Source organism: Comamonas humi (genome assembly GCF_054782535.1).
Map to the genome: position 1 here is coordinate 78,986 of NZ_BAAGSH010000005.1, position 16,170 is coordinate 95,155.

General features: G+C 71.3%; 15 protein-coding genes. 11 read left to right on the forward strand and 4 right to left on the reverse strand.

The annotated features are described in order from the left end of the window. Positions 1-265: 265 nt before the first annotated feature. Genes ACYVKR_RS04705 through ACYVKR_RS04735 form a run of 7 tightly spaced genes read left to right on the forward strand, consistent with a single transcriptional unit; the run spans position 266 to position 9,461 of the window. Positions 266-2,488 carry a TonB-dependent siderophore receptor gene (locus tag ACYVKR_RS04705; RefSeq protein WP_460479645.1) on the forward strand — a complete coding sequence of 741 codons (2,223 nt, stop codon included), beginning with the start codon at positions 266-268 and terminating at the stop codon, positions 2,486-2,488. 4 nt (positions 2,489-2,492) lie between these two features. Further along, positions 2,493-2,780, forward strand: coding sequence for a hypothetical protein (locus ACYVKR_RS04710; RefSeq protein ID WP_460479646.1), 288 nt, complete (start codon positions 2,493-2,495; stop codon positions 2,778-2,780). Positions 2,781-2,783: 3 nt separating this feature from the next. Next, on the forward strand, positions 2,784-4,472 hold the full coding sequence (locus tag ACYVKR_RS04715) for a PepSY-associated TM helix domain-containing protein (RefSeq protein WP_460479647.1): 1,689 nt from the start codon (positions 2,784-2,786) through the stop codon (positions 4,470-4,472). Further along, positions 4,469-4,819: a DUF3325 domain-containing protein gene (locus ACYVKR_RS04720; protein WP_460479648.1), complete on the forward strand. Its 351-nt coding sequence runs from the start codon at positions 4,469-4,471 to the stop codon at positions 4,817-4,819. The genes ACYVKR_RS04715 and ACYVKR_RS04720 overlap by 4 nt, the downstream gene beginning before the upstream one ends. A gap of 57 nt (positions 4,820-4,876) precedes the next feature. Then, positions 4,877-6,049: an efflux RND transporter periplasmic adaptor subunit gene (locus ACYVKR_RS04725; RefSeq protein ID WP_460480071.1), complete on the forward strand. Its 1,173-nt coding sequence runs from the start codon at positions 4,877-4,879 to the stop codon at positions 6,047-6,049. After that, positions 6,046-8,001, forward strand: a complete 1,956-nt coding sequence (locus ACYVKR_RS04730; RefSeq protein WP_460479649.1) for an ABC transporter permease — start codon at positions 6,046-6,048, stop codon at positions 7,999-8,001. Before ACYVKR_RS04725 ends, ACYVKR_RS04730 begins: the two co-directional genes overlap by 4 nt. A gap of 8 nt (positions 8,002-8,009) precedes the next feature. Continuing rightward, entirely contained in the window at positions 8,010-9,461 is a 1,452-nt protein-coding gene (locus ACYVKR_RS04735) for an outer membrane factor lipoprotein domain-containing protein (RefSeq protein WP_460479650.1), read from the forward strand. Here ACYVKR_RS04735 and ACYVKR_RS04740 read toward each other — a convergent pair. Continuing rightward, entirely contained in the window at positions 9,389-9,727 is a 339-nt protein-coding gene (locus ACYVKR_RS04740; protein ID WP_460479651.1) for a tRNA-binding protein, read from the reverse strand. The genes ACYVKR_RS04735 and ACYVKR_RS04740 overlap by 73 nt on opposite strands. Before the next feature lie 52 nt (positions 9,728-9,779). Further along, positions 9,780-10,202: a DMT family transporter gene (locus ACYVKR_RS04745; RefSeq protein WP_460480072.1), complete on the reverse strand. Its 423-nt coding sequence runs from the start codon at positions 10,200-10,202 to the stop codon at positions 9,780-9,782. Positions 10,203-10,295: 93 nt separating this feature from the next. On the opposite strand from ACYVKR_RS04745, the gene ACYVKR_RS04750 reads away from it, so the two are divergent. From ACYVKR_RS04750 to ACYVKR_RS04765, 4 genes are all read left to right on the forward strand, one after another. Further along, a complete protein-coding gene (locus ACYVKR_RS04750) occupies positions 10,296-11,582 on the forward strand; it encodes a THUMP domain-containing class I SAM-dependent RNA methyltransferase (protein WP_460479652.1) in 1,287 nt (428 codons plus the stop codon). Next, a complete protein-coding gene (locus tag ACYVKR_RS04755; protein WP_460479653.1) occupies positions 11,579-12,061 on the forward strand; it encodes a PIN domain-containing protein in 483 nt (160 codons plus the stop codon). The genes ACYVKR_RS04750 and ACYVKR_RS04755 overlap by 4 nt, the downstream gene beginning before the upstream one ends. A gap of 170 nt (positions 12,062-12,231) precedes the next feature. Next, positions 12,232-12,552 (forward strand): DMT family transporter, encoded by a 321-nt coding sequence (locus ACYVKR_RS04760; RefSeq protein WP_460479654.1) that lies wholly within the window; start codon positions 12,232-12,234, stop codon positions 12,550-12,552. Positions 12,553-12,565: 13 nt separating this feature from the next. Beyond that, positions 12,566-13,195, forward strand: coding sequence for a LysE family translocator (locus tag ACYVKR_RS04765; RefSeq protein ID WP_460479655.1), 630 nt, complete (start codon positions 12,566-12,568; stop codon positions 13,193-13,195). A gap of 4 nt (positions 13,196-13,199) precedes the next feature. Here ACYVKR_RS04765 and ACYVKR_RS04770 read toward each other — a convergent pair whose 3' ends face one another. Both ACYVKR_RS04770 and ACYVKR_RS04775 read right to left on the reverse strand, forming a co-directional pair. Continuing rightward, the gene (locus ACYVKR_RS04770) at positions 13,200-14,138 is read right to left on the reverse strand and encodes an Lcl C-terminal domain-containing protein (protein WP_460479656.1); all 939 of its coding nucleotides are present in this window, start codon (positions 14,136-14,138) and stop codon (positions 13,200-13,202) included. 97 nt (positions 14,139-14,235) lie between these two features. Further along, positions 14,236-16,017 (reverse strand): choice-of-anchor Q domain-containing protein, encoded by a 1,782-nt coding sequence (locus tag ACYVKR_RS04775; RefSeq protein WP_460479657.1) that lies wholly within the window; start codon positions 16,015-16,017, stop codon positions 14,236-14,238. Positions 16,018-16,170 lie beyond the last annotated feature (153 nt).

Sequence of the window (16,170 nt, forward strand, 5' to 3'; positions counted from 1 at the left end):
CTTGGTGCTCATCGAAATAAGCGTTGACATAGTTGAAGCGACTTATATTTCTGTAAAATAATATTTGAGAATAATTCTCAATAACGTTTGCTGCCAGCCACCACGGAACCCCGGTTCCAGCCACAGCACTGAGCCGCCCGCCACTGTCGTCGATGCAGGGTTATGGGCCGTGGCTCCCACTGGCTGCTGGTGCGCAGGCGGGGCTGCGTCCATGCCGCAAGACGTTCCGGTCGGGCTTTCCCCTGGTTGCTTCCAGCACATTGCCATGCCCTACCGCTGCTCCCGCGCCCTGTTCCGTGCCACGTCCGCCGATTGGCGCCCCATTGCCCTTGCCGCCGCCGTGGCTGCCGCCTGGCCGCTCGCCGGCGTGGCGCAGGAGGCGCCCGCCGTGTCGCTGGAAGAAGTGCGGGTGACCGAGAAGGCGATCCCCCAGGTGTACAGCGAGGACAGCGACGCCTATGTCTCCAAGGGCGTGGAAGTGGGCAAGTCGGCGCAGACGCTGCGCGAGATCCCGCAGTCGGTCACGGTGGTGACGCGCCAGCGCATGGATGACCAGGCGCTGCGCACGCTGGACGATGTGATGGCCCAGACCACCGGCGTGACGCGCGAGGAGAACTGGCTCGACACCACCTACCTGGTGCGCGGCCTGCAGATCACCAACTTCCGCTACGACGGCAGCGCCGCCAACTCGGTGCGCGCGGGCAGCCGCAGCCAGGACATGGCTCAGTTCGACAGCGTGGCCCTGCTGCGCGGCGCCGACGGCCTGTTTGGCGCGGGCGAGGCGGGCGGCGTGCTCAACTTCACCTACAAACGCCCGCTGGCCAAGCGCCAGACGCAGGTGCTGCTGTCGGGCGGCACGCTCGGCAACTACCGGGCCGAGCTGGACACCACGGGCGCGCTCAATGCCGACGGCAGCGTGCGCGGCCGGCTGGTGGCGGTGAACCACGACCGCCGCGAGATGGCCGAGCCGTCGAAGCTCAAGCGCCAGATGCTGTACGGCACGGTGGCGATGGACCTGGCGCCCGAGACGGTGCTGACGCTGGGCGCAAGCTACCAGAACGACCGCAACACCGGCTTCAACGCCAGCCTGCCGCGCTATGCCGACGGCAGCGACATCGGCCTGCCGCGCAATGCCAACATGGGTGCGCCGTGGAACTGGATCGAGCGCGAGAACACCACGCTGTTCGCCAAGCTCGAGCACCAGCTGGCCTCGGACTGGACGCTCAAGGCCAACCTGCGCCACACGCGCTTCAACGAGGGTGTCAATGGCGCCGAGATCGAGAACGCGCCCGATCCGCGAACGCTGGTCGGGGCGGACTGGTGGATCAACCAGAGCGTGGGCAAGGCGCGCGAGACCAGCCTGGACCTGAACGCGCAGGGCGGCTTCGATGCCTTCGGCCTGCGCCACGACGTGATCGTCGGCATGGATCTGCAGCGCTCGCGCGAGGTCAGCCGCAGCCTGTGGCCGCGTGTCGGGCCGGCCGACATCTTCAACCGCACACCGCCGGCCGACCCGGGCTTTCCGCTCGGCCCCTGGACCAGCGGCTCGCAGACCGAGACGCAGAAATCGGGCCTCTACGGCTCGGTGCGCCTGCGCCCGGCCGAGCACTGGGCCGTCATCCTGGGCGGCCGCTACACGCTGCAGGACCGCAGCACCCAGCACGGCATGGACGGCGAGCTGAACTCCCGCAGCCGCGAGGGCCATGTTTTCGTACCCTATGCCGGCATGGTCTACGACCTGTCGAAGACCCTCAGCATCTACGCGAGCACCGCCGAGATCTACCAGTCGCAGGCCGGCAAGTTCTCCGCGCCGCTGCCGGGCACGCCGCTGGACCCGGTGCGCGGGCGCACCTACGAGCTGGGCGTGAAGAGCGAGTGGAGCCGCGACCTCATCGCCAGCGCGGCGCTGTTCCGCACCGAGAAGAAGGGCCAGGCGCTGGTCGATCCGGCCTATCCGCAGACCGACTGGCGCGGCGGCTGCTGCTACTTCCGCGACGGCGACCTGCGCAGCCAGGGCATCGACCTGGAGCTGACCGGCCGCGTCACGCCCAACCTGCAGCTGGCCGTGGGCTACACCTTCAACAACAACGAGGACAAGCGTGCGGACGATGCCAGCTTCAGCACCGTCACGCCGCGCCACCTGTTCAAGGCCTGGGGCGACTACCGCATGAGCGGCGCGCTGCGCGGCTGGAGCCTGGGCGCCGGCGTCGTGGCCCAGAGCTCGAACTTCCGCGCCTCGGGCATCAATGCCTACAACCCGGCAACCGGCCGCTACGACGGCGCCTGGACGGCCTACCGCTTCAGCTCGCCGGGCTACGCCGTCTGGTCGGCGCGCCTGGGCTATGCGATCGACAAGGACTGGAGCGTGGCGATGAACGTGGGCAACCTGTTCGACAAGACCTACTACAGCACCGTGGGCTACGCCGGCTACGGCAACTTCTACGGCGAAAAGCGCACGGTGACGGTGTCGCTGCAGGGCCGGTTCTGATCCGATGGCGCAGCGTTTCGTGGATAGACCCGGCGTGCACATCGCCTCGCGCGTGCTGGCCGCCGTGCTGGGCGGCTATGGGCTGGCCAGCGCCTGGGCCGTGCTGTGCGGCGCGGCGCCGTTCGCCCGGCTAGAGGCCGTGCTGGCGGGCATGCAGACCAGCTTCGTGGTCCATGTGGCGGCCGTGGTCTGGGCTTTCTCACCGGTATCGCTGCGGCGGGCGTGGGGCGGGCTGCTGCTGGCCACGGCGGCCATGCTGGCGGCGGCCTGGCTGCTGCACGGGAGGGCATGAGGCATGGCGCGGAACAACAACACCACCGGCGCCGGGCAGGGCGGTTTCCGCCAGGCGCAGGCCTGGCTGCACACCTGGTGCGGGCTGTGGTTCTCGTGGCTGCTGTTCGCCGTGTTCCTGACCGGAACGCTGGCGGTCTTCGAGGAGCCGATCACCCATTGGATGACGCCCGAGCACCACGCCGAGGAAGAGGCGGCCGCCCGCGCCGCCCAGGCCGGGCCGGCGGCGCCTTCCGCCTCGCTGGCGCAGCGGCTGGCCTGGGGCGCGGCCTACATGGAAAAGCACCACCCCGGCGCCGGCATGTGGGAGCTGTGGCCGGCCGATGCCCAGGGCCGGGGCGATCTCAAGGTGTACTGGTTCGACCGCCAGCAGCAATACGCTTCGGCCGAGCTTGATCCGGCCACGGGCGAGCCGCTGCCCGCGGGCGCCCATGGCGCGGCGCGCCAGACCCAGGGCGGCCACCATTTCGTGACCTTCCACTACGAACTGCACGCGGGGCAGGCGGGCCTGTGGATCGTGGGCATCGCCGCCCTGGCCATGCTGGTGGCCCTGGTCAGCGGCGTCATCACGCACCGCCGCATCTTCAAGGACTTCTTCACCTTCCGCGCGCGCAAGGGGCAGCGCAGCTGGCTCGACGCCCACAACGCCGTGGCCGTGCTGACGCTGCCCTTCCAGTTCATGATCGCCTATACCGGTCTCGCCATCTCGGGCCTGACCTTCATGCCCGCCGGCGTTGCCACCTACTTCGGCGCGGACGGCGAGGGTGCGCGCAGCTTTGTCGCCGCGCTGAACGAGCCCGGCAAGCCCGCCGCCACGGGCCGCGCCATGGCGGTGCCCGACCTGGAGGCCTTCGCGCTGCGCGGCCAGCAACTGATGGGGCAGCCGGTGCGGGCAGTGGTGATCGACCACCCCGGCGATGCGGCGGCGCGCATCGGCGTGTACGGCTGGAACGATGGCGAGGACGCGAGCCGCCGCCTGAGCCCGACCACCGGCATGGCCATGTTCTCCGCCGCCACCGGCGAGCTGCTGCAGCTGCGCCAGCCCGGCAGGGTGGATGGGGGAACGGCGTCGCTGGCCCAGTCGGTGCTCGGCGGGCTGCACATGGCGGTCTTCGGCGGCTGGGCGCTCAAATGGCTGTATTTCGCCTGCGGGCTGGCCGGCAGCGCCATGATGGCCACCGGCGCCATCCTGTTCATCGTCAAGCGCCGCGCCAGGCACCTGGGCGAGTTTGGCGGCGCCACCGCGCGGGTGTACCGCCTGGTCGAAGGGCTCAACGTGGCGGCCATCGCGGGCCTGGCCATCGCCTGCGTCGGCTTCCTGTGGGCCAACCGCCTCGTGCCGCTGGGCCTGGCGCACCGCGGCGACTGGGAGCTGGGTGGGTTCTTTGCGCTGTGGATATTGGCGCTGGCGCATGCGCTGGCGCGCCCGCCGGCCTCGGCCTGGCGCGAGCAATTGGGCGCGCTGGCGGCGCTGTGCTTGCTGCTGCCGCTGCTGAACCTGCTCACCACCGGTGCCTTCCTGCCGCTGCACCTGCTGCAGGGCGACTGGGAAAGCGCGGGGGTGGAGCTGTTTGCCCTGGCCATCGGCGTGGCCGCGGCGGCGACCGCGCGCTGGTTGCGCCGGCGCGGGCCGGCGGTGCGGCGCCAGGGCCGGCCGGGGGCACCCGCTGCCGACCGGGGGAGCGTGGCATGAGCGCGCTGCACGCATCGCTGGCCGCCTGGGCCCTGTCCTTCGGCGGCATGGCCGCGCTGGCCTTCGCCATGGACCGCCACTACGAGCAGCTGACCGGCCGGCACGAGGTGCCGGCGGCGCGGCGGCTGGGGCTGCGCGGCGCCGGGGCGCTGCTGCTGGCGGCGGCCTTCGCGCCCTGCGTGCTCGGCTGGGGCGGCTCGGTCGGCACGGTGCTGGGGCTGGGCTTCTGGTCTTTGGGCGCGCTGTCCGCGGCGGGGCTGATCGCACTGCGGCCGCGCCTGGCGGCGGGCCTGGCCGTGGCGGCCGCTGCGCTGGCGGCCGTCGTGGCAGCGGCGCAGCTGCTGTGAGGCCTGCGGGTATTTGTCGGACGTTCTGGGTGCTTTCCAATGCAATTTCTGTTCTCGATGTCCCTGCGCGCCGGCCTGGTGGCAGCCCTGGTCGGCGCCGGCGCGGTGGGTACCGCCTTGTGGGCGAAGAGCCGTCCTTCCACCGTGTATGACAGCCTGGCCGTGGCGCGCGGCGAGGTCGAGGCCACGGTCACGGCCATCGGCACGCTGCAGCCCCGGCGCTATGTGGACGTGGGCGCGCAGGTGTCGGGCCAGGTCACGCGGCTGTTGGTGGCGCCGGGCGCCGTGGTGGCCAAGGGGGCGTTGCTGGTGGAGATCGACCCCAGCGTGCAGCGCGCCGCGGTGGATGCCGGCCGGGCCTCGCTGGCGGGGCTGCGCGCCCAGCTGGCCGAGCAGCAGGCGCAGCACCGGCTTGCCGGCCAGCAGTGGTCGCGGCAGCAGCAGCTGAACCGCGACGGCGCCACGCGCGAGGAAGACCTGCAGGCCGCCGAGGCCCAACTGGCCGTCGCCGTGGCCCGGATGGCGTCGCTCAAGGCACAGATCGACCAGACCCAGGCCACGCTCAAGGCCGACGAGGCCCGCCTGGGCTATACGCGCATCTACGCGCCGATGGCGGGCACGGTGGTGTCGGTCGACGCGCGCGAGGGGCAGACGCTGAACGCCACCTACCAGACACCCAACATCCTGCGCATCGCCGACCTGGGTGCGATGACGGTGTGGACCGAGGTTTCCGAGGCCGATGTGCGCCGCGTCAAGCCGGGCATGCCGGTGTACTTCACCACGCTCGGCCATGCCGGGCAGGGCCAGCCGCGGCGCTGGAACGGCGAGGTGCGCCAGGTGCTGCCCGCGCCGCCGCCCAGCCCGGCACCGGCGGGCGGCAGCGGCGGCACGCCTGCGCCGGTGGCCAAGGCCGTGGCCTATACCGTGCTGTTCGACGTGGACAACCCGGACGGCGAACTCATGCCGCAGATGACGGCCCAGGCCGTGTTCGTGACCGCCCGCGCCGAGCAGGCCCTGCTCGTCCCGCTGGCGGCGCTGCAGTCCGGCGCGGCGGACGGCGGGTTCGCCGTGCGGGTGCTCGATGCCGAGGGCCGGCCCGAGGCCCGGCTGGTGCGCACCGGCGTGCGCAGCCGCCACCAGGCCGAGATCCTGCATGGCCTGCAGGAGGGCGAGCGGGTGGTGACCGGCGAAACCCAGCGCGAGGCCGGCCTGCGGTGGCTGCAGTGGTGACCCAGGTCCCGCTGATCGCGCTGCGCGGCATCCGCAAGCACTATGGCGGCGGCGACACCGGGCAGCAGGCGGCCACGGTGCTGCACGGCATCGACCTCGACATCCATGCCGGCGAATTCGTGGCCGTGGTCGGCAGCTCGGGCTCGGGCAAGTCCACGCTGATGCACATCCTGGGCTGCCTGGACCGGCCCAGCGGCGGCAGCTACCGCTTCCAGGGGCAGGACGTGGCGCAGCTCGATGCCGACGCGCTGGCCCTGCTGCGGCGCCAGGCGTTCGGCTTCGTGTTCCAGGGCTACCACCTGATCGCCAGCGAGACCGCCAGCGAGAACGTGCAGATGCCGGCCATCTACGCGGGCGCCTCGCACGAGGCGCGCGCCCGGCGCGTGCAGGAACTGCTGGGGCGGCTTGGCCTGGCGGAGCGCCTGCACCACCGGCCGCACCAGCTCTCGGGCGGGCAGCAGCAGCGCGTGTCGATCGCGCGGGCGCTGATGAACGGCGGCCACATCATCCTGGCCGACGAGCCCACCGGCGCGCTCGACTCGCGCAGCGGCGCCGAGGTCATGGAGCTGCTGCGCGAGCTGGCCCGCGCCGGGCACACCATCATCCTGGTCACCCATGACCGGGCCGTGGCCGCGCAGGCGCAGCGGGTGATCGAGATCCACGACGGCCGCATCGTGAGCGACAGCGCCGCTGCCGCCGACCCGGCTGCGGATCGCGGGCGCCTGGCGCCGCCGGCGGCGCAGGGCGCGGCGGCGCTGTGGCTGGCCGAGCTGCTGGACGCGGCCCGCAGCGCCTGGCGCGGCATGTGCGTCAACCGGGCGCGCACCTGCCTGACGCTGCTGGGCATCGTCATCGGCGTGGCCTCGGTGGTCGTGATGCTGGCCATCGGCGAGGGCGCGCGCCGCAAGGTCGTGGAGCAGATGGGCACCATGGGCACGGCCATCCTCTATCTGGGCAGCCAGCCGCCGGCCACGGGCGGGCTCGCGGGCCAGATCACCGAAGAGGACCTGGCGGCCCTGCGCGAGCTGCCCGAGATCCGCCGCGTGATGCCGGTGATCGGCGACCCCATCACCGTGCGCTACGGCAGCGCGGACAAGCAGGTCTACGTCTTCGCCGCCAGCGAGGAGATGCCGCGCGTACACCAGTGGAAGCCCGCGCAGGGCCGCTACTACAACGCCGCCGAAGACCTCGGCCTGGCGCCGCTGGCGGTGGTGGGCCACAAGGCGAGCCGGCATTTCTTTCCCGACGATCCGCGCCCGCTGGGGCGCCAGCTCATCATCGGCAACTCCTCGTTCGAGGTGATCGGCGTGATGAGCGAGCGCGGCGCCGACTCGGGCGCGCAGAACTACGACGACATGGTGTTCATCCCCTACCAGTCGGGGCGCGCCCGGGTCTACCAGACCCAGACCCAGCCGGACTACATCGTGATCGAGGCCATGTCGTCCGAGCAGGTGCACGCGGCCGAGGCTGCGATCCGCCGGCTGCTCACGGCCCGCCACGGCGGGCGCGAGGACTTCGGCATCGGCAACGCCGCCGCGCGCATCCAGGCCGAGGCCGCCACGCGCGAGAGCATGGCCATGATGCTGGGCCTGATCGCCGCCGTGTCGCTGGTGGTGGGCGGCATCGGCGTGATGAACGTGATGCTGATGACCGTGCGCGAGCGCACCCGCGAGATCGGCATCCGCATGGCCGTCGGCGCGCGCCAGCGCGACATCCTGCGCCAGTTCCTCACCGAGGCCAGCCTGGTGACGCTGGCCGGCGGCATGGCGGGGCTGCTGGCCGCGCTGGCGGTCGGCGCGGCGCTGCTGCTGGCCGGCGTGCCGCTGGTGTTCTCGGTGCGCGCCATGGCGGCGGCCTTCGGCTGCGCGGTCGTCACCGGCCTGGTGTTCGGCTACGCGCCGGCCCGCACGGCCGCGCGGCTGGACCCGGTGCGGGCCCTGGCCGGCGAATAGGGGATCGAATGAAAAGCAATGCCGCATCCACCCTGGTGCTGGCCGGCGCGCTGGCGCTGGCCGGCTGCACGGCCCTGCCCGAAGCCGGGCGCAAACCCGAGGCGGCCTTGCCGGCGCAGTGGGAACAGCCCGCCGCGGGCGCCGCCGACCCGGTGACGCAGGACTGGTGGCGCAGCTTCGGCAGCGCCGAGCTGGACGGCCTGGTGGCACAGGCCCGCAGGCAGAGCCTGGACCTCGCCGCCGCCGTCGCCCGCGTGCAACAGGCGGCCGCCCAGGCGCGCCAGGCCGGCGCGGCGCTGTGGCCCGAGCTGCGCGGCCAGGCCGATGCCAGCCGGCAGGGGCGGCTCGGTGGCCAGGCCGACGTGGCGGGCACCCAGGCCGGCCTGGGCCTGAGCGCGAGCTACCTGGTGGACCTGTGGGGCGGCAACCAGGCCTTGCAGCAGGGGGCCGAGGCCGGCCTGCGCGCTAGCCTGTTCGACCAGGACACCGTGCGGCTCGCGGTGACGGCCGGCGTGGCCGGCGGCTGGCTGCAGGCCGTGGCGCTGCGTGAGCGCCTGGCGATTGCCGACCTGCAATTGCACAGCGCCGGGCGCCTGCTGGCCCTGGTGGAGTCGCGCCACCGCGCGGGCGCCGCCTCGGCGCTGGAGCTGGCCCAGCAGCGCGGGCTGGTGGCCAGCCAGCGCCGCAGCCGTGCCCTGCTGGCGCAGCAGGCCGGCAGCGCCGAGACCGCCGTGGCCCTGCTGCTGGGGCAGGCCGGCGGGCTGGCGATTGGCACCGTTGATCTGCAGGCGCTGCGGGCGCCGGCCGTCGATGCGGGCGTGCCCGCCGCGCTGCTGGCGCGCCGGCCCGACATCGCCCGCGCCGAGGCGCGGCTCGCTGCCGCCGATGCCGACGTGGCGGCGGCGCGCGCCGCCATGCTGCCCAGCCTGACGCTGGGCGGTAGCCTCAGCGCCGGCGGCGGCCGGCTGCAGCGCGTGCTCGACAACCCCTGGTATGCGCTGACGGCCGGGCTCACCGCGCCGCTCTTCGATGCCGGCCGCCTGGCGGCGGGCCGAGACGCCGCCGCCGCGCGCCGCGAGGAGCTGCTGGCCGCCTACCAGCGCACGGTGCTGCAGGCCTTTGCCGAAGCGCAGACCGCGCTGCAGGCCGTGGACGGCGCCGAGGCCCAGGCCCGGGCGCAGGCCGAGGTGCTGGCGCAGGCGGAAAGCGCGCTGGCCTGGTCCGAGTCGCGCTACCGCGCCGGCGCCGAAACGCTGCTCACGCTCATCGACGCGCAGCGCACGCTCTACGCGGCGCAGGACGATGCCGCGCAGCTGCGGCTGGCGCGCCTGCAGGCGCGCGTGGGGCTGTACCAGGCGCTGGGCGGCGGCTGGTGCAGCCCGCAGGCTCAGAGCAGCTTGGTGCCCAGCGGCACGTCGCGGTCGGGCACGCACAGCGCCACCTGCCCATCGGCGTCGTGAAAGCCGGTGATGAGGCATTCCGACATCAGCGGGCCGATCTGCTTGAGCGGGAAGTTGACCACGCCCACCACCAGCCGGCCCACCAGCTCCTCGGGCCGGTAGTGGCCGGTGATCTGCGCGCTGGACTTGCGCAGGCCCAGCTCGGGGCCGAAGTCCACCTGCAGCTTGTAGGCGGGCTTGCGCGCCTCGGCAAAGACCTCGGCCTGCACGATGCGGCCCACGCGCAGCTCGACTCGGGTGAATTCGTTCCAGGTGATTTCTTGCATGGCCGCATCATGCCGGTGGTCCGGCGCGGCGATTGTCGAAAGACGCTCGTCCTCAGTGCCCCACGGTCTTGGAGAACAGGTTCATCACCAGCACGCCGGCCACGATCAGGCCCATGCCCAGCAGCGCGGGCAGGTCGAGCTTCTGGCCGAACAGCACCCACGACACGGCGGTGATCAGCACCACGCCCAGGCCCGACCACACCGCATAGGCCACGCCCACCGGCATGTGGCGCAGCGTGAGCGACAGGCAGTAGAAGGCCACGCCGTAGCCCAGCACCGTCAGCACCGACGGGCCCAGCCGCGTGAAGCCGTTGCTGGCCTTGAGCGACGAGGTGGCGATCACCTCGGCCGTGATGGCGGTCAGCAGGTAGATCCAGGTGAGCGTGGTGGTCGAGAGGGAGCTGGGCATGGCTCGATTGTAGAAATAAGAGCCAAATTGCCATCTGGCGCTTATGGGTATTGCGCGAGCAGCTATGAAGTTTGATAGTCAATGCACGGCCGCCGCGCTGTGCCATCGCGCGCGGCCGCTGCCGGTTCGCGCGCCAGCGCGTATGCTTGCGGCCATCCTATGAATCCACTGCAACTGTTCCTGCCCTGCGCCGCCGGCGTCGAGGGCTTTCTGGCCGACGAAGTCCATGCCATCACCGGCTATACCGGCCACGACCTGATGGTGGGCCGCGGCGGCGTGATGGTGCGCGGCACCTGGCGCGACGCCATGCTGCTCAACCTGCACAGCCGCCTGGCCCAGCGCGTGCTGGTGCAGCTGTCGCAGACGCTGTACCGCAGCGAGAACGACCTGTACCGCGCCGCCGGCGACGTGGCCTGGGAGATCTGGTTCTCCACGCGCGAGACCTTCAAGATCGAGGTCACCGCCCAGCATAGCCCGCTGCAGAGCCTGAACTTCGCCGCGTTGCGGGTCAAGGACGCCATCGCCGACCGCTTCCGCGCCAGGCGCGGCGACCAGCGCCCCAGCGTCGAGACGCGCAGCCCCGACGTGCGCGTGCACCTGCACCTGACCACCGACCAGGCCACGATCTACATCGACACCTCGGGCGAGGCGCTGTTCAAGCGCGGCTGGCGCGAGGACAAGGGCGACGCCCCGCTGAAAGAGACGCTGGCCGCCGCGATGATCGCCGCCTCTGGCTGGGACCCGCACGGCCCCAGCCCGCAGCCGTTGTACGACCCCTGCTGCGGCAGCGGCACCGTGGTGATCGAGGCCGCGCAGATTGCGCGCCGCATCCCGGCCGGCATCCTGCGCCGCTTCGCGTTCGAGAAGCTGGTGCCGTTCCAGCGCCATGTGTGGGAAGCCATGCTCGACGAGGCCGAGGCCACCATCCTGCCCGAGAGCCCGGTGGGCATCTACGGCTCGGACATCGCCTTCCGCATGGTCGACTTCGCGCAGCGCAATGCCGAGCGCGCCGGCGTGGGCAGCACCGTGCAGCTGCGCGGCGGCGATGCGCTGCAGCGCATGCCGCCCAGCGAGCAGCCCGGCATGATGCTGCTGAACCCGCCCTACGGCGAGCGCATCGCCGCCGCCGGCAGCGCCGGGCGCAGCGCCGCCGAGCGCATGGGCGTGGTCGAACGCGCCGGCCGCGAGACCGCGCAGACCGAGGACGGCGTCGAGTTCTTCAGCCAGCTCGCCGCGCACTGGAAGAAGCACTACAGCGGCTGGAGCGCCTGGATGCTCACGCCCGACCTGAAGCTGCCCGGCAAGATGCGCCTGAAGGAATCGCGCCGCACGCCGATGTGGAACGGCCCCATCGAGTGCCGGCTGTTCCGCTTCGACATGGTGCAGGGCGCGGTCAAGCCGCGCAAACCCGCCGAGGGCGCGGCGCCGGCCGGCAGCGGCGCATGAAGATCGTGCTGAAGTGGCCGTCGTGCAACGACGGCTATGCAGGGCCGTTGCCGCGCCCCATGGTGCTCGACACCAACGTCGTGCTCGACATGCTGATCTTCGACGACCCGCACGTGCCGCCGATCCGCGAGCTGGTGGCCCGCGGCGAGCTGCGCTGGATCGCCAACCGCACCCAGCGCATCGAGCTGGAGCGCGTGCTGCACTACAGCCAGATCGCGCCGCGCGTGGCCTTCTACGGCAAGACGGCCGAAGGCGTGCTCGCGGCCTTCGACGCCGCGGTGGAGTATGTGGCCGAGGCGCCCAAGATCCGATTCACCTGCACCGACCCGGACGACCAGCACTTCCTCGACCTGGCCAGCGCGCACGGCGCGCTGCTGGTCAGCAAGGACAAGGCCGTGCTCAAGCAGCGCAAGCGCGTGGCGACGCACTACGGCGCGACGGTGGGCAACCTGCTGCTGCTGGACGCGGCCCAGGCCTAGGCTGGGACCGCCCGGCTGTGGCGTGCCAACCACCCATGGCTTGAGGGTTTGGCGCCCGCCGCTCTACCATGGGTGCTCTTTCGTGCGCAGGGACGGCCCTGCCCCGGCATCGCCGATGCCGCACGCATCCGCCGGGACGGCCTGGCCTTCAATCTCACAGGAGTTTTGTCATGGCATGGGTTTATCTGCTGGTTGCCGGTGTGCTGGAAGTGGTCTGGGCCTTCACGATGAAGCAGTCCGAAGGCTTCACCAACCTCAAGTACAGCGCCATCACCCTGGTGGCGATGACCGCCAGCTTCGGCCTGCTCGCGGTCGCCATGCGCACGCTGCCGCTGGGAACGGCCTACACTATCTGGACCGGCATCGGCGCGGTGGGCGCCTTCCTCGTGGGCATCACCGTGCTGGGCGAGCAGGTCACGCCCATGCGCATCGCCGCCGCCGTGCTCATCGTCACCGGCCTGGTGCTGATGAAGCTCTCGTCCTCTTCCTGATTCCCGTTCTGCCATGTTCGATCTCGCCACCCTCGGCACCTTTGTCGCCGTCGTCCTCGGTCTCTTCCTCATCCCCGGCCCCGCGGTGCTGCTGGTGCTCAGCCGCACGGTGCAGGGCGGGCGCGAGGTGGGCGTGATGACCGGGCTGGGCGTCGCGGTCGGCGATTTCCTGCACACCGTCTTCGCGGCGGTGGGGCTGTCGGCGCTGCTGATGACCTCGGCGCTGGCCTTCAACCTGGTGAAGTACCTGGGCGCGGCCTACCTGATCTACCTGGGCGTGCGCGCCATCCTGGCGAAGCCGGCCGGTGCGGCCGCCGGCGAGGCGGCGCTGCCCGTCTCGCCCGCCAAGGCCTTCTGGCAGGCCATTCCCACCGAGCTGCTCAACCCCAAGACCGCGCTGTTCTTCCTGGCCTTCATGCCGCAGTTCGTGCACCCGGAGCAGGGCTCGGCCTTCGTGCAGTTCATGGCGCTGGGGCTGATCTTCGTGGTGCTCAGCGCCCTCTACACCACGGCGCTGGCCTGCTCGGTGCGCCTGCTCGGCCGCTGCGTGCGGCGCCTGTCGTGGCTGGCGCGCTGGCAGGGCAAGATCGTGGGCAGCATTTTCATCACGCTGGGGCTGAAGGTGGCGGCGCAAAGCCGCTGAGGCCTTAGCTACCGGCTGCCGCCGCACTCACGCTGAAGATGGCGGTGCTCTCCTGCACCGTGGTGGATTCGCCGCCGGCATTGGCCGCGTTCGCAGCCGTGCCGGTGGTCTGGCCGCTGCGCAGCGTGAGCGTGGCGCTCTGCGCCTCGCCCACGGCCGCTGGCGCGGTCAGGCGCACGCGGATGATGTCGCCGCTGGCGACGATGGCTTCGCGGGTCCAGGGCCCGTCATTCACCTGGAAGGCCGGGTCGCCTGCGCCGGCGATGCGCATGCCGCCCCAGGCCAGGGTGCCGGCTGCCGCCTCCAGCACGATGGGGCCGGATTGCACTTCCTGTCCTGCAGTTGCAGCCAGCGGCCCGGACGGCTGCAGCGGCGCAAAGGGCTGCCCGCCCCGCACCAGCAGCACCGGCAAGGGGATGGGCTTGTAGGCGATGTCCGTATAGCCCCCGTGCAGGTTCGCGGCCCAGGCCAGCTCCGGAAATTCCGGGTGGGGCGAGGCGGTCCAGACCCAGGCGGAGGTGGCGGGAAACACCGCCTGGTTGATGCGGGGGCCGCTGCTGCAGCCCGCGCCTATGCCGGCCAGTTCGCTGCGGTAGGGCAGGCGCCAGCCGCCGCGGGCCAGCGGGTTCTGGTCGGGGCCGGTGGCGATGTCCAGGCGCTCCTGGCCGGCAAAGCTCTGCGGCAGCAGCGCGCTGTTCTCGGTCCAGTGGTACCAGTAGGCTTCGGCGGCTGCGCCGGTGCAGCTGGCGCCATCCCAGGCCTGGCCGGCGGCGCAGCGCGCCCAGACGAGCCCGCTGTCCCAGTGCATGGCGCTGGGCATGCCCTGCGCCTCGCCCAGGATGTAGTCGGCGCTCGCAGAAGGAGGGCAATCCTGCGCGGCGGTCCACAGCGGCAGCACGCACAAGGCGGCGGCGCTGGCTTTGAGAAGGGGGAAGGCTTTCATGAGATAGCTCCTTGCGCAGGTGAGGATGAGGGCGGGTGCGGCCTGGTCTGGGGCATGGTTCTTATCGGGACGAGGTGCTGGAAATCGGCGCCAGCGATCAACGCGGTCGCGCGCGGCGCCGGCCCCGGCCGCTGTGCATGCCCAGACCGCCCAGGCCCAGGCCAAGCAGCGCCAGCGCCGCGGCCGAGAGCGCAGGCACGGGTTTGGCGCCTGCCCCTGCGACCGGGCCGGGGTTGGCCTGGCAGGCCACTTGCACATCGCCCACGTCGGCCGTGGTGGTGCCGCTGCCGTTGGCCACGGTGCAGGTCTGGCCCGTGGGCTGGATATGGATGGTGACGGTGTATCCACTGCCATCGGCCACAGGCGTGGGGAAGGTGAAAGGCCCGTCGGCGCCCACCGGCAGATCGTCGCCGCCATTGTTGCGCAGCACCAGGCCGCCGCCCTTGAGGCCGCTGATAGCGCCGCCCACGCGGTAGCTCGGGGGCGGCAGGGCCTCCACCGCGCCCATATCGCAGGGGGTGGCGGCGGGCGTCGTGCTGCTGGTTTGCGGGCGTGCCACGCCGCGCTGATCGGTGCCTGCCGGGTTCTGGCAGGCCACCGCGTCAATGGCCGGGCTGCCGGTGGCAGGCAGCATGGTCTGCGTAAAGCCGCCCTGGTCCTGCAGCGGGCCCAGCAGCGGGTCGGCGACGATGATGTCTGCCTGGCCGCCCCAGCCGCCCTGCACGATGCTGTGGCTGATGGTGGTGCCGCCGCCGCCGCCGCCAAGGTCGATGATAGGCTCTGGCCCGGCGCCGGCGGTATTGCCCCAGAAGATGCTGGCGCTGATCACCGGGCTGGCATTGCCCGCGTTGAGGATGGCCCCGCCACCCAGGTACGCCGTATTGCCGTGGAAGGTGACCTGGGTCAGCACCGGGCGGCTGGTGCCCGTGGGGGCGTGGTTGACCATGGCGCCGCCATTGTCCGCGGTGCTCTGGTTGCCGCTGAAGGTCACGTTGGTGAGCACCGGGCTGCTGGTACCTGCCTCGCCATCGTTGTACATGGCGCCGCCGCTGGCGGCGGCCCAGTTGTCGCTGAAGGTGACATTGGTGAGCCTGGGGCTGCAGGTGCCGCCGTAGCCGTTGTTGAACATCGCTCCGCCGCTGCCGTGCGGGGCGGAGTTGCCGCTGAAGCGCACATCGGTGAGCACGGGGCTGCTGTTGCCGCCGCCGCCGCCTTCGTTGGCCATGGCGCCACCGTGGCCGCTGGTGTCGGTGGCGTTGCCCGTAAAGCTGACGCGGGTGAGCACGGGGCTGCTGGTGCCGCCGTAGCCGTTGTTGTACAGCGCGGCACCGAAGCCGTCGGTGCTCCGGTTGTCGCTGAAGGTGACATCCACCAGCACCGGGCTGCTGACACCGGAATCCGCGCCATCGTTGTACATGGCCCCGCCGTCAAACTCGGCCGAGTTGCCGCTGAAGATGACGTTGATGAGCCGGGGGCTGCAGCCGTGGCCCGCGCCCTTGCCGTTGCAGAGCAAGCCTCCGCCCCAGGCGCTGGTGGCATGGCCGTTGACGATGCGCAGGTTTTGCAGCACGGTGTCGTTGGTGATGGGGCCGTTGGGCGTGGTGCCGTCCACCATCAGCACTTGCACGCTGTTCTGTCCATCGAGCGTAGCGTTGTTGCCGTTCAGGGTAATGTTCTGGCTGATGGTGAGGGGGCTGAACAAAGTGACGCTGGTATAGGCCTGGCTGAAGGTGATGGTGTCACCCGCCGCGGCACTGGCCAGCGCGGCGCGCAAACTGCCTGGGCCGCTGTCGGTACTGTTGGTCACCAGGATGGTGGCTGCCTGGGTGCTGGCGGCGGCCAGCAGCACGGCGGCGCTCAGAAGGTGGGGTTTGAACATGGCGGGCCCTGGATGATTGCTTCTGATTCGATAGCTGCTTGCGCTTGTATATCAAGCACTGGAGGCAGATTTTTTCTTTTATTTGTCGTCCGTATAGCAATAGAGGCCAGCATAGGGAAGATGTAAGCTGCTGTATGTCCCCCCAAAGGGCGA